Here is a 12,567-nt window from a genome sequence, read left to right as displayed (position 1 = left end):
ATAATTCCTGCCACCGTTTGCGCCCCCAATGACAGAGCTGCCTGCCCATCCCTCCCGCCTCTTGAGATTCATGGCGGGCTGCGCACGGTGGGCGCTGGGCCTGACGGTGGCGTTCTGGCTCGTCCTGGGGGCCGCCTGGGCAGCCTTGCATGGCTGGATTGTGCCGCGTATCGACAGCCTGCGTCCGCAGCTGCAGCAGCAGGCCACGCGGGCTTTGGGGGTGCCGGTGCGCATCGCCGCCATCGCCGCGCAAAGCGGCGGCCTCTTCCCCACCGTGGAGTTGACGGGCGTGACCCTGCTGGACGGTGAAGGCCGCGCCGGCCTGCACCTGCCGCGCGTGGTGGTGGCGCTGTCGCCGCGCTCGCTGCTGCGTCTGGGCTTCGAGCAGATCTACATCGAGGCGCCCGAACTGGACATCCGCCGCGCCCCCGATGGCCAGGTGTTCATCGCCGGCATGGGTTTTCGCGAGCAGGGCGCGCCGGACAGCCGCGCCGCCGACTGGCTGTTTTCGCAGCCCGAGGTGGCCATTCGCGGAGGCACGCTGCGCTATGCCGACGAGCTGCGCGGCGCCGAACCGGTGGCCCTGACCGAGGTGGACCTGGTGATCCGCAGCGGCGGATGGCGCCACGCCGTGCGACTGGACGCCACGCCCGCGCCCGAATGGGGCGAGCGCTTCACGCTGCAAGGGCAGTTCCGCCAGCCCCTCCTGACCGCGCACGCAGGCCGCTGGCAGCAGTGGAGCGGGCAGCTGTACGCGCACTTTCCGCGGGCCGACGCCTCGCGCCTGCGCCGCCACGTGGACCTGGGCGGGCTGTCGGTGGCGCGCGGAGCGGGCGCCGTGCGCGCCTGGGGCGACGTGCGGCGCGGGCAGCTGGTGGGGGGCACGGTGGACCTGGCCCTGTCCGAGGTGCAGGCCACCTTGGGCAGCGGCCTGCAGCCGCTGGCCCTGCGCAGCGTGAGCGGGCGTGCCGGCGGCAGGCGGCTGGACGGAGGCTTCGAGTTCGTCGCCGACAACCTGCGCTTCACCACCGATTCCGGGCTGCGCTGGCCGGGCGGCCAGGTGCTGGTGCGCCACCTGGACCGCGGCGCGCACAGCGAGGGCGAACTGAGCGCCGACCGGCTGGACCTGGCGGCGCTGTCGCAGATCGCCGAGCGCCTGCCGCTGGGCCCGGCGGCGCACAGGGCGCTGGACACCTACGCCCCGCAGGGCCAGGTGGAGGGCCTGGCGGCGCGCTGGCGCGGCCCGCTGGAGGCGCCGAGCGAATACCAGGCGCGCGCCCGGGTGCGCGGGCTGGCCCTGGCCGCGCGCGGCGGCACGCGCGGCGTCGCCGGCCTGGCCGGCGCCGACGTGCAGCTCGAGCTGAACCAGGCGGGCGGCCAGGCGGCTCTGAGCATTGAAGACGGCCACCTGGCCCTGCCCGGCGTGTTCGAAGACCCGCTGGTGCCCGTGCAGCGCCTGGCCACCACCGTGCGCTGGCAGGTCGAGGGCCCGCGCATCGCCGTGCAGGCGGGCGACGTGCGCTTTGCCAACGCCGACGCCGAGGGCCAGGCGCGCCTGTCCTGGCGCACGTCGGACGCCGGCAGCGGCGCGCGCTTTCCGGGCGTGCTGGAGCTGTCCGGCACCCTCAGCCGCGCCGACGGCACGCGCGTGCATCGCTACCTGCCCCTGGCCGTGCCCGAGAGCGCGCGCCACTACGTGCGCGACGCCGTCACCCGCGGCAGCGCCAGCCGGGTGCAGTTCCGCGTCAAGGGCGATCTGCACGACTTTCCCTATGCGCATGGCGGGCCGGGCGAGTTCCGCATCAGCGCCCATGTCAAGGACGTGGAGTACGCCTACGTGCCCGACAGCCTGCTGCACCCGGGCGACAAGCCCTGGCCGGCACTCTCCGGCCTGGCTGGCGAGCTGGTCTTCGACCGCGCCAGCATGACGGTGCAGGGCGCCACCGGCAGCTTGGCCGGCGCGCCGCGGCTGCGCCTGCAGCCCACGCGCGCGCGCATCGCCGACCTGGAGCATCCGGTGGTGGCGGTGGACGGCCAGATAAACGGACCACTGGCGGACATGCTGGCGCTGGTGCGCAGCTCGCACGTGGCCGAGCTGACCCACGGCGCGCTGGATGCGGCCAGCGCCACCGGCGCGGCCGAGCTGAAACTGGCACTGAACCTGCCGGTGGCCGACCTGGCGAAATCCACCGTGCGCGGCAGCGTGCAGCTGGCGGGCAACGACGTGCGCTTCGTGCCGCAGGCCCCGCTGGTCAGCGCCACGCGCGGCGCCGTGCAGTTCACCGAAGGCGGCTTCACCCTGGCCGGCATGCAGGGCCGCGCCCTGGGCGGCGATGTCAGCCTGGAAGGCGGCATGCGCACTGCGGCCGGCAGCCCGCCGCAGGTACGCGTGCGCGCCCAGGGCACGGCCACCGCCGAGGGCCTGCGCACCTCCGGCCTGTGGGACGCCCTGACCGGGCTGGCCGCGCGCGCCAGCGGCAGCACGCCCTACACGCTCACCGTGGGCGTGCGCCGCGGCGTGGCCGAACTGTTGGTCAGCAGCGACCTGACCGGCTTGGCGCTGCAGGCGCCCGCGCCGCTGGTCAAGGCAGCGCAGGCCCCACTGGCGCTGCGCGTGGAGCGCCGGCTCACGCCCGAGGCGGCGGCCTCTGCCAGCGCTCCGCTGCACGACGAGCTGCTGGTGGAGCTGGGCGACCTGGCCCGCCTGGCCTGGGTGCGCGCGCTGGACGAGACGGGCGAGGCCCGCGTGCTGCGCGGCGCCCTGGCCGTGGGCGAGGCCGCGCACGAGCCCCCGGCGATGCCGGCCAGCGGTGTGGTGGCCAATGCGGTGTTCGGCCCGCTGGACGCCGACGCCTGGCTGGCCCTGCTGCAGCCGCCCGCGTCGGCGGCTGCTGACGCCGGGGGAGCGGCGGCGCCGGCCGACGCCTTGCAGCAGTACCTGCCTACCTCGCTGGGCCTGCGCGCCAGCGCGCTCACCGCTGGCGGGCGCACGCTGCACGCGGTGGTGGCCGGGGCGTCGCGCCAGGGCGCGGTGTGGCGGGCCAGCGTGGACGCGGCCGAACTCAACGGCTACCTGGAATACCGCCCCGGCGGCGCCCCGGCCGACGGCCCCGGCCTGGTACACGCCCGGCTGGCGCGGCTGGCCCTGCCCGAGACGTCGTCCGAGCAGATGGACGCGCTGCTGTCCGACACCGCGCAGCCGCAGGCGCTGCCGGCGCTGGACATCGTGGTGCAGGACTTTCAGTTGCACGGGCGCCGCCTGGGCCGCCTGGAGATCGAGGCGCGCAACCGCCCGGCCGAAGGCGGGCAGCGCGAGTGGCGCCTGGCGCGATTCAACCTGGCCATGCCGCAGGCGCAACTCACCTCCAGCGGCAACTGGGCGCTGCTGGCCGGCTCGCACGAGCGGCGCACGGCCATGAATTTCCAGCTCGACATCCAGGACTCCGGCGCGCTGCTGTCGCGCTTTGGCATGGACGGCGTGCTGCGCCGCGGCAAGGGCCGCATCGACGGGCAGGTGGCCTGGCTGGGCTCGCCGCTGTCGCCGGACTGGCGCTCCATGGCCGGGCAGATGCATGTGGACATGCAGGCCGGGCAGTTCCTCAAGGCCGACCCGGGCCTGGCCAAGCTGCTGTCGGTGCTCAGCCTGCAGTCGCTGCCGCGGCGCCTGGCGCTGGACTTTCGCGACGTGTTCAGCGAAGGTTTCGCCTTCGACTTCGTGCGCGGCGACGTGCAGATCGAGCAGGGCGTGGCCGCCACCAACAACCTGCAGATGAAGGGCGTGAACGCCGCCGTGCTGATGGAGGGCAGCGCCGACATCGAGCGCGAGACGCAGGACCTGCATGTGGTGGTGGTGCCCGAGATCAACGCCATGACGGCCTCGCTGGTGGCCACCGCCATCAACCCGGTCATCGGCCTGAGCAGCTTCCTGGCGCAGGTGTTCCTGCGCGGGCCCCTGATGCAGGCGGCCACGCAGGAGTTCCACGTGGACGGCACCTGGGCCGAGCCGCGCGTGCAGCGCCTGCCGCGCGGCCGCTCCGGCGCCCCCGCGCACGAACCCGCGAATGCGCCCGAAACGCAAGGAAAGGACAAGCAATGAAAGTGGCCGCCATCCAGATGGTCTCCAGTGCACGGGTGCCGGACAACCTGCACCAAGCCCGGGCCCTGCTGGAGCAGGCCGCGCGCGCCGGCGCGCAACTGGCCGCCCTGCCCGAGTACTGGAGCTGCATGGGCCTGGCCGAGACTGACAAGCTCGCGCGCTGCGAGACCTATGGCGACGGCCCGGTGCAGCAGTTCCTGGCGCAGACTGCGCGCGAGCTGTCGCTGTGGATCGTTGGCGGCACGCTGCCGCTGGCCAGCGCCGAGCCGGCGCGCGTGTGCAACAGCTCCCTGGTGTATTCGCCGCGCGGCGAATGCGTGGCGCGCTACGACAAGATCCACCTGTTTCGCTTCGACAACGGCCGCGAAGCCTTCGACGAGGCCCGCACCATCGCCCCGGGCAGCCAGCCCGTGTGCCTGGCGCTGGACGCGGGCGAGGCCGGCAGCTGGCAGGTCGGCCTGTCGGTCTGCTACGACCTGCGCTTTGCCGAGCTGTACCGCGCCCATGCCCGGGCCGGTGCCCAGCTGCTGCTGGTGCCCAGCGCCTTTACCCACACCACCGGCCAGGCGCACTGGGAGGTGCTGCTGCGCGCCCGCGCCGTGGAAAACCTGGCCTATGTGCTGGCGCCGGCGCAGGGCGGGCGGCACGAGAACGGCCGGCGCACCTGGGGGCACAGCATGGCCGTGGACCCCTGGGGCGAGGTGATGGCGCTGCAGGCCGAAGGCCCGGGCGTGGTGCTGGCGCAGCTGGATGCTGAGCGCCTGCGCGAGGTGCGCGCCCAGCTGCCCGCGCTGGCGCACCGCGTGCTGTGAGCGCCGCCGCCAGGGCAGGCCGCCGCCCCGTCCCGCGCTGGGCCCGGCTGCCCCGGCGCTGGCTGAGCGCCTGGCGGCGCTGGTCGCTGTGGGTGCTGCTGGGCGCGCTGGTGGCGGGCGTGCTGGTCACTCTGGTGTGGCTGGCCGGACGCTATGAAGCCAGCCAGGTGCAGGAGCGCCTGGAGCGCGATGCCATCGATGCGGCCACCGACCTGCGCCGCGCCCTGGCGCGCAACCTGCAGGACATGCTGGCCCTGCCGGACGTTGCCGGCGGGGCGCTGGCCTGGCAGGGCCAGGCCAACGAGCTGCTCAGCCGCCGCCCCGAGCTGACCCGCCTGGAGTGGCGCGACGAGCAGCTGGACACGCGGGCGCAGGCCGGCGCGCCCCGCCAGGGCGGTGCACCGCCAGGCGACGCAGCGCACTCCGGGACGGCCATGGCCTGCGCCAATGCGCGCCGCCTCATGGCGCCGTCGTATTCCAGCAGCTACTACCAGCTGCTGCCCGGGGGCACCGGTGCCGAGCTGATGGAGGTGTGCGCGCCGCTGATCGAGGCGGGGCGCGTGCGCGGCTACCTGGTGGGCACCTACGCCCTGCAGGTGCTGCTGGCCGACGTGGTGGGGCCGCAGCTGCAGCGCACCCAGGGCGTGTCCTTCACCGAGGCCGACGGTACCCGGCTGGCGCTGGTGAGGGCGCAGCGGCGCGGCTCGCGCGTGTTCACGGCCCAGCAGCTGTTCGATCTGCCGGGCAACACCCTGGTGCTGCGCATGGACGGCTGGCACGCCGCGCCCAGCGTGTTTCCCAACGTGCTCACCGCCCTGGTCACGGCCATGTCGATCGCGCTGGTGTCGGTGCTGGTGGTGCTGGTGCGCGACACGCGCCGGCGCCTGCGCGCCGAGCGCGACCTGGCCGAGGCACTGGCCTTTCGCAAGGCCATGGAGGACTCGCTGGTCACCGGCCTGCGCGCGCGCGACCTGCACGGGCGCATCACCTATGTGAACCCGGCGTTCTGCGCCATGGTAGGCTTTGCCGCCGCCGAGATCGTGGGCCGCGCCGCGCCCCTGCCCTACTGGCCGCCCGAGCTGGCCGAGGAGTACACCGGGCGCCAGGCGCGGCGCCTGGCCGGGCGGCTGGGCCCGTCATCGGCCGGCTACGAAACGGTCTTCGTGCGCCGGGACGGCTCGCACTTTCCCGTCATGGTCTATGAAGCGCCCCTGATCAACGCCCACGGCGTGCATACCGGCTGGATGGGCTGCATCCTGGACGTGGGCGAGCAGCGGCGCGCCGAGGAGCTGTCGCGCACCACGCATGAGCGGCTGCAGGCCACGGCCCGCCTGGCCACCGTGGGCGAGATGGCATCACTGCTCAGCCACGAACTGAACCAGCCCCTGGCGGCAATTGCCAGCTACGCCACCGGCTCGCTGAACCTGCTGGCACCGCTGCCTGGCGATGTGCCCGACGCGCAGGACCTGGAGCAGGTGCGGGGGGCGGTGCAGCGCATCGCCCACCAGGCCGAGCGCGCCGGGCGCGTCATCAAGAGCGTGCACGACTTCGTGCGCCGGCGCCCCCATACCCGCGAGAGTGTCCCGGCACAGGACTTGCTGGAGGCGGTGCTGCCCATCATCCGCCTGCAGGCACGCAAGCTGGCCGTGCAGGTGGTGGTGGAGATCGCGCCCGGCCTGCCCCCTGCCCTGTGCGACCGCACCATGGTCGAGCAGGTGCTGCTCAACCTCACGCGCAATGCCATGCAGGCCATGGACGGGCAGGAGGGCGAGGCGGCGCGGCTGCTGCAGCTGCAGGTGCGGCCCGCGCCGGAGGGCGGGCCATGGCTGGAGTTTGCCGTGGCCGACAACGGCAGCGGTATCCCCGAGGACGTGGCCGCGCGCCTGTTCACCCCGTTCTACACCACGCGCATCGAGGGCATGGGCCTGGGCCTGAGCCTGTGTCGCACGGTGGCCGAGCAGCACGGCGGCCGCCTGGCCTGGCTGGCGCGCCAGCCGCGTGGTACGGTATTTGTCTTCACCCTGCCTGCCGACACGCAGCCCGGGGCTTCACGCTGAATGAATCGATGGAATCTGCAACCCCTGCCACCGTGTACATCGTGGACGATGACGACGAGGTACGCGAGGCCCTGGCCTGGCTGCTGCGCTCGCGCCGGGTGCTGAGCGAGTCCTTCGCCAGTGCCGAGGATTTCGAGGCCATGCTGGCCTCGCAGGCGGCGCGCGGGCTGCGCCAGCGCCACGCCGCGTGCCTGCTGCTGGATGTGCGCATGCCCGGCATGAGCGGCTTGGCGCTGTTCGATCGCATGGCCGAGCGGGGCGATACCGCTGCCATCCCCGTGATCTTTCTGACCGGTCACGCAGACGTGCCCACGGCAGTGGACAGCGTCAAGCGCGGCGCCTTCGACTTCTGCGAAAAGCCTTTTTCGGACAATCTGCTGGTGGACCGCGTTCAGGCCGCGCTGGGCAGCTCGGCCGCTCACCTGCGGGCCGAGCGTGAGCGCGGCCTGCTGGCCCAGCGCCAGGGCGAGCTGACCGAGCGCGAGCGCGAGGTCATGCGCCTGGTGGTGGAGGGCCTGCCCAACAAGCTGATCGCCGATCAGCTGTCCATCAGCGTGCGCACGGTGGAGGTGCACCGCGCGCGCGTGTTCGACAAGATGCACGTGCGCTCGGCCGTGGAACTGGCGAACCTGCTGCGCTCAGCCCCGGGGAGCTGAGCGCACGCGGCCGTCAGCCCTGACCGCGCTCGCCCACGTAGATCTCCACGCGGCGGTTGCGCGCGCGGCCGTCTGCCGTGTCGTTGCTGGCGATGGGCTCGCGCGCGCCGCGTCCTTCTACGTGGATGCGGGCGCCATTCACGCCGCGCGCCGTCAGGTAGTTGCGGGTGCTGGTGGCACGGTCCACCGACAGCGGGTTGTTGATGGCGTCCGTACCCGTGGAGTCGGTGTGGCCGATGATGCGCACCTCGGCGTTGGGGTTGTCGCGCAGCCCGGCGGCAAAACGCTCCAGGATGGGCTGGAAATTGGCCTGGATGTCCGAACGGTTGGTGGCAAACGAAATGTCGCTGGGAATGTCCAGCTTGAGCTGGTTGTCTGCCGTCTGGGTCACCGTCACGCCTGTGCCCTGCGTGACGGCCTGCATGTCCTGGCGCTGGCGCTCCATGCGCTGCGACCAGATGTAGCTGCCCAGGGCGCCCACGCCCGCGCCGATGACGGCTCCCTTGCCGGCATGCCCGCCCGCGACGGCGCCGATGGCGGCACCGCCCAGGGCGCCCACGCCGGCACCGGTGGCCGTGCGGCGCTGGGTGTCGGTCATGGACATGTCGGCACAGCCGACGGCCAGCATGGCCAGCGACAGGCTGGCGACGAGGAGAGGTTTGCGCATGGGAAGCTCCTGTTTTCGTGTGAAAGACGCGAGGGCGGCGCGGCCGGGACAAGCCCGCAACGCACACCCGCCGTGGGAGCCTAACCAGGCCGCGCCGCCGCCGCTGTAGGACGGCGGACAGCGCGCCCGCCGGCCGGGCCAGCCATTGTCAGCCAGGCCGGCTCAGTCGCGTGGCGCCTCCTGCGGGGCGGGCGGCCCAGCTTCGGGCGGCGCCGGGGGCGGGTCGCGCAGCTCGCCGCGCTTTCTGCCGGAGAACATCGTCCACCACACAATGGCCAGCAGGATTGCCAGCGCCAGCAGTGCTTCAAGCAAAATCAGCCCCATGTTTCGACCCGAGCCCGTCGCCGGGCGAAATGACAACCACCACGCATCTGATGCCATGTGACGCCTGCGCCACTGCAGCGGGCGATCCTACCGGAGCCGAATTCTTGACGACGAAGTCCCGCCTGCTGCGCCTGCTGGCGCCCCTGCTGGCCGCGGCGCTGGTGGCCGCCTGCTCCACGCGCGCGCCCCTGCCGGCTGCGCCGCCAGCCGCCACGCCCGCGCCGGCGCCCGCCCCCACCGGCCCGCTGACCGGCCAGCCCGCGCCCAACAAGAGCCGCTGGGTACCGGTGGCCTGGAGCGAGCTGCCGGGCTTTGACGCCGACGCCCTGCACGAAGCCTGGAACGCCTGGCTGCGCAGCTGCGAGCGCCCCGCCCCGGCCTTCGTGCCGCTGTGCGGCGACGTGCGCCGCCTGTCGATCGCCAGCGGCGAGGAGCAGCGCGCCTGGATGGTCGAGCGCCTGCAGCCCTACCGCGTCGAGTCGCTGGAGGGCACCTCCGACGGCCTGCTGACCGGCTACTTCGAGCCCTTCCTGGAGGCCGCGCGCCAGCCCGGCAACGGCTTTGACGTGCCCCTGTACCGCCCGCCGGCAGACCTGACCACGCGCCGGCCCTGGTACACGCGCCAGCAGATCGACACCCTGCCCGAGGCGCGCGCGCAGCTGGCGGGGCGGGCCATTGCCTGGGTGCGCGACCCGGTGGCCGCGCTGGTGCTGCACATCCAGGGCTCGGGCCGGCTGGCCGTGCGCGAGGCGGACGGCAGCACGCGACTGGTGCGCGTGGCCTTTGCCGGCACCAACGACCAGCCCTACAAGAGCGTGGGCCGATGGCTGCTGGATCAGGGCTTGGTGCGCGACGCCACCTGGCCGGGCATCAGCGCCTGGACGCAGGCCAATCCGCAGCGCGTGCAGGAGATGCTCTGGGCCAACCCGCGCTACGTGTTCTTCCGCGAGGAGCCCCTGGACGCGCTGGACGCCGCCTTCGGCCCGCGCGGCGCGCAGGGCGTGCCGCTGACCCCCGGGCGCTCCATCGCCGTGGACCGCCTGAGCATCCCCTACGGCACGCCCGTGTGGCTGGCCTCCAGCGGCCCCACGGCGCAGCTGTCGCGCCTGGTGCTGGCGCAGGACACGGGCAGCGCCATCGTCGGCGCCGTGCGCGCCGACTACTTCACCGGCTGGGGCGAGCAGGCCGGCGACGTGGCCGGGCGCCTGAAACAGAACCTGCGGCTGTGGGCGCTGTGGCCGAAATAATGGCCAAATCGGCCTCAAAGGCTTGCTGGTCAAGCGCCAGCCGCTATCAAATATGAAGCGCGTGGCACGGAGCGCCCCATGCAGCTGAGCGAGCCGCTGCTGCGCACCGTGCTGCTGGCCGGCGCCATCGAGCGCGCCGATGCCCAGGGCCTGCTGGTCTCCCAGCCCGAGCGCGACGAGGCGCTGCGCCAGGCCGTTGCCGCGGCGCGCGGGCGCGGCGTGCAGCGCGTGGCCGCGCCCGACGTGGCGGCCGACTGGGCCCGCGCCGTGGTGCAGCGTGCCAGCGAGCGCAACGCCGGCGTCGCCGCGCTGGCCCAGCCCTCTGCCGCGCTGCAGTGGCTGGCCTGGGGCCTGCCGGCGCTGGCGCTGCTGCTGGGGCTGGCGGCCGACCGCATCGCCAATGCCCACCGGGTGGACCTGCTGTCGCCGCCGCTGCTGCTGGTGCTGGCCTGGAACGGCGCCATGTACCTGCTGCTGGCCTGGCGGGCCCTGCGCGGCCACGGGGCGCCGGCCCGCTGGGCGCCGGCGCTGCGCCAGCGGCTGCGGCCCCGGGTGCCGCGCCACGCCGGCGCGCCGGGCCAGCGGGCGCTGGCTGCCCAGATCGCGGCGCAGTTCTATGGCCCCTGGTTCGCCCAGACCTCGGCCCTTTTCGCGCGGCGCGCGGCGCGCGTGATGCACCTGTCGGCTGCCGCCGGGGCCGCGGGCATCGCCCTGTCGCTGCTGCTGCGCGGGCTGGTGGTGCGCTACCAGTTCGGCTGGGAGAGCACCTTTTTGGACGCCGCCCAGATGCACGCCCTGGCGCGCGTGCTGTTCCTGCCACTGACTGCACTGTTCGGCCTGCAGCCGTTTTCGCTGCAGGAGATCGCGGCCACGCAGAACTTCGCCGGCGAGGGCGCGGCCGGCAGCCGCTGGGTGTGGATGTATGTGGGGCTGCTGGCCCTGGTCGTCGTGCTGCCGCGCCTGGCGCTGGCCGCCTGGGCGCGCTGGCGCCAGGCGCAGCTGGCCGCCCGCCTGGCACTGGACCCGCAAGGCGACGCGCTGCAGGCCCTGGCCGCGCGCCTGCCCCGCGACGTGCTGCTGGGCCTGGTGGCCTTGAGCGCGCAGCAGGCGCAGGCGCTGCAGACGCTGCTGGCGGGCCACGCCGAGGCCGAGCCGGCCGGCCACCGCCTGCGCTGGCTGCAGCCTGAAGGGGCCGACGCCCGCCAGGCGGTGGATGCCGTGCTCCTGGGCGACGCGCCCCAGCGCGAGCGCCCCGCCGCCTGGCAGCACGCGCCATCGCCCGCCCTGCCCTGGGAGCGCTGGGCCGCCAGCTGGGTGCTGGAGCCCGCGCTGTTCGACCGCCTGGCGCCGCTGCTGCCCGGCCAGCAAGGCGCCCTGCAGCGCCTGCGCAGCAGCTGGGTGCAGGCCAGCGAGGCCCGCTTCGCCCAGGCTCTGCAGCTGCTGGCCGACCACCTGCGCGAGGGTGCGGCGCTGGCCGGCCAGCCCGCCCAGGCCGAGCGCTACCCGGCCCGGTTGCAGCAGCTGGCCGCTGCCTTGGCGGCGCTGCATGGCCATGGGCCTGCGGCCCCGCCGCCCGGGCCGCCCGCCACCCCGGCGCGCGGCGAAGGCAGCCGGCGCTGGAGCGAGGGCGCCTTCGTCGCGCTGGGTTCGTCCGCCGGCGCGGCCGCGGGTGCCAAGGCCGGCGCCCTGCTGGACCTGGGCCTGGGCGGCCTGACGCTGGGCGCCGGCACGGCGGTGGGCGGCCTGCTGGGCGCCAGCGCCGCGTGGCTGCGCCGGGCGCTGCAAAAGAGGCAGCACAGCGACGAACTGCTGCAGCACATGGTCGAGATGGCCTGCCTGCTGTACCTGGCCAGCGCCCACCAGGGCCGCATGGCCCCGGCGCAGGCCGAGCGGCTGGCGCCGCGCTGGCGCGCCGAGGTCACGGGCGCTGTCGCGGCGCACTGGCCGGCGCTGCTGGCGGCCCTGCAGGCCGGGCCGCGGGCGGCGCAGGCAGCGCCCCACGCCCCTGCGCTGGCGCCGCTGCTGCAGCCCCTGCTGCGGGGTGTGCTGCAGCGCAGCCTGTCGCCTGAAGGCGGCGGGCAGGATGGCAGCTGAACAGCAGCCAAATCAGGCTCCAGCGCTTATGGAACAAGCGCCGGCAGCTATCAAAATGAGAGTCAGCGCGCGCCGCCCAGGTGCGCCAGCGGCAGCGCCCCGCCGGCCTTGACTTCGCCCAGCGAGAAGCTGGTGTGCATGTCCTTCACGTTGGGCAGGTTCAAAAGCACCGTGCGGGCGAACTGCGAGAAGCTGTCCAGATCGCGCGCCACCACCTGCAGCTCGAAGGTGCCGGTGCCGCTGATGTAGTGGCACGAGACCACCTCGGGGATGCGGGCGATGGCTTCTTCCATGGCGCGCGTCAGGTCGCCGCGGCTGCGCTCCGCATCCAGCCGCACGAAAGCCAGCACGCCCAGGCCGATCTTGTGCCGGTCGATCTCGGCGCGGTAGCCGCGGATGTAGCCGGCCTCCTCCAGCGCCCGCACGCGGCGCCAGCACGGCGCGGCCGACAGGCCCACGCGCTGGGCCAGGTCGGTGTTGGTGAGGCGCGCCTCTTTCTGCAGCTCTTGCAGGATGGCGAGGTCGTAGCGATCAAGAGTTTCCATTTTCTGATTCTTTTTGGAAAGATCCTTTCGCACATCAGGGTAAACACGGCAAAGAACGCAAAGACATAT

9 protein-coding genes are annotated in these 12,567 nt (G+C 73.7%); 6 read left to right on the top strand and 3 right to left on the bottom strand.

Going from position 1 to position 12,567, the window contains the following annotated elements; genetic code table 11:
* The first annotated feature begins 28 nt into the window (after positions 1-28).
* Genes C7H73_RS02820 through C7H73_RS02805 form a run of 4 tightly spaced genes read left to right on the top strand, consistent with a single transcriptional unit; the run spans position 29 to position 7,621 of the window.
* Positions 29-4,096, top strand: a complete 4,068-nt coding sequence (locus C7H73_RS02820; RefSeq protein WP_106845276.1) for a YhdP family protein — start codon at positions 29-31, stop codon at positions 4,094-4,096.
* The gene (locus C7H73_RS02815; RefSeq protein ID WP_106845275.1) at positions 4,093-4,908 is read left to right on the top strand and encodes a carbon-nitrogen hydrolase family protein; all 816 of its coding nucleotides are present in this window, start codon (positions 4,093-4,095) and stop codon (positions 4,906-4,908) included. Before C7H73_RS02820 ends, C7H73_RS02815 begins: the two co-directional genes overlap by 4 nt.
* The gene (locus tag C7H73_RS02810) at positions 4,905-6,965 is read left to right on the top strand and encodes a two-component system sensor histidine kinase NtrB (RefSeq protein ID WP_106845274.1); all 2,061 of its coding nucleotides are present in this window, start codon (positions 4,905-4,907) and stop codon (positions 6,963-6,965) included. The genes C7H73_RS02815 and C7H73_RS02810 overlap by 4 nt, the downstream gene beginning before the upstream one ends.
* Positions 6,966-6,973: 8 nt before the next feature.
* Positions 6,974-7,621, top strand: coding sequence for a response regulator transcription factor (locus C7H73_RS02805; protein WP_106845273.1), 648 nt, complete (start codon positions 6,974-6,976; stop codon positions 7,619-7,621).
* Between the two features lie 13 nt (positions 7,622-7,634).
* On the opposite strand, the gene C7H73_RS02800 is transcribed toward C7H73_RS02805, so the two are convergent.
* Together C7H73_RS02800 and C7H73_RS15645 are read right to left on the bottom strand one after the other, a co-directional pair.
* Positions 7,635-8,288, bottom strand: a complete 654-nt coding sequence (locus C7H73_RS02800) for an OmpA family protein (RefSeq protein ID WP_106845272.1) — start codon at positions 8,286-8,288, stop codon at positions 7,635-7,637.
* Positions 8,289-8,450: 162 nt separating this feature from the next.
* Complete coding sequence (locus C7H73_RS15645; protein WP_170104796.1) at positions 8,451-8,669, bottom strand: hypothetical protein; 219 nt, start codon at positions 8,667-8,669, stop codon at positions 8,451-8,453.
* Positions 8,670-8,716: 47 nt separating this feature from the next.
* Between C7H73_RS15645 and mltA the strand changes: the two genes are divergently transcribed.
* Both mltA and C7H73_RS02790 read left to right on the top strand, forming a co-directional pair.
* Positions 8,717-9,859: a murein transglycosylase A gene (gene mltA, locus C7H73_RS02795; RefSeq protein ID WP_227001394.1), complete on the top strand. Its 1,143-nt coding sequence runs from the start codon at positions 8,717-8,719 to the stop codon at positions 9,857-9,859.
* Between the two features lie 78 nt (positions 9,860-9,937).
* Entirely contained in the window at positions 9,938-11,953 is a 2,016-nt protein-coding gene (locus tag C7H73_RS02790; RefSeq protein ID WP_106845271.1) for a DUF2868 domain-containing protein, read from the top strand.
* A 62-nt stretch (positions 11,954-12,015) separates the two neighbouring features.
* On the opposite strand, the gene C7H73_RS02785 is transcribed toward C7H73_RS02790, so the two are convergent.
* A complete protein-coding gene (locus C7H73_RS02785; protein WP_106845270.1) occupies positions 12,016-12,498 on the bottom strand; it encodes an Lrp/AsnC family transcriptional regulator in 483 nt (160 codons plus the stop codon).
* Positions 12,499-12,567 lie beyond the last annotated feature (69 nt).

Origin of the sequence: Pulveribacter suum (assembly GCF_003013695.1) — a bacterium.
In the GTDB taxonomy this organism is placed as follows: Bacteria; Pseudomonadota; Gammaproteobacteria; order Burkholderiales; family Burkholderiaceae_C; genus Melaminivora; species Melaminivora suum.
This window is presented reverse-complemented; position numbering and strand designations above follow the sequence as displayed.

What these genes read in the sequence shown, in the direction of transcription:
- C7H73_RS02800 (WP_106845272.1), bottom strand. Translation starts at nt 8,288, where the DNA reads ATGCGCAAACCTCTCCTCGTCGCCAGCCTGTCGCTGGCCATGCTGGCC.
- C7H73_RS15645 (WP_170104796.1), bottom strand. Translation starts at nt 8,669, where the DNA reads ATGGCATCAGATGCGTGGTGGTTGTCATTTCGCCCGGCGACGGGCTCG.
- C7H73_RS02805 (WP_106845273.1), top strand. Translation starts at nt 6,974, where the DNA reads ATGGAATCTGCAACCCCTGCCACCGTGTACATCGTGGACGATGACGAC.
- C7H73_RS02790 (WP_106845271.1), top strand. Translation starts at nt 9,938, where the DNA reads ATGCAGCTGAGCGAGCCGCTGCTGCGCACCGTGCTGCTGGCCGGCGCC.
- C7H73_RS02820 (WP_106845276.1), top strand. Translation starts at nt 29, where the DNA reads ATGACAGAGCTGCCTGCCCATCCCTCCCGCCTCTTGAGATTCATGGCG.
- C7H73_RS02815 (WP_106845275.1), top strand. Translation starts at nt 4,093, where the DNA reads ATGAAAGTGGCCGCCATCCAGATGGTCTCCAGTGCACGGGTGCCGGAC.
- C7H73_RS02785 (WP_106845270.1), bottom strand. Translation starts at nt 12,498, where the DNA reads ATGGAAACTCTTGATCGCTACGACCTCGCCATCCTGCAAGAGCTGCAG.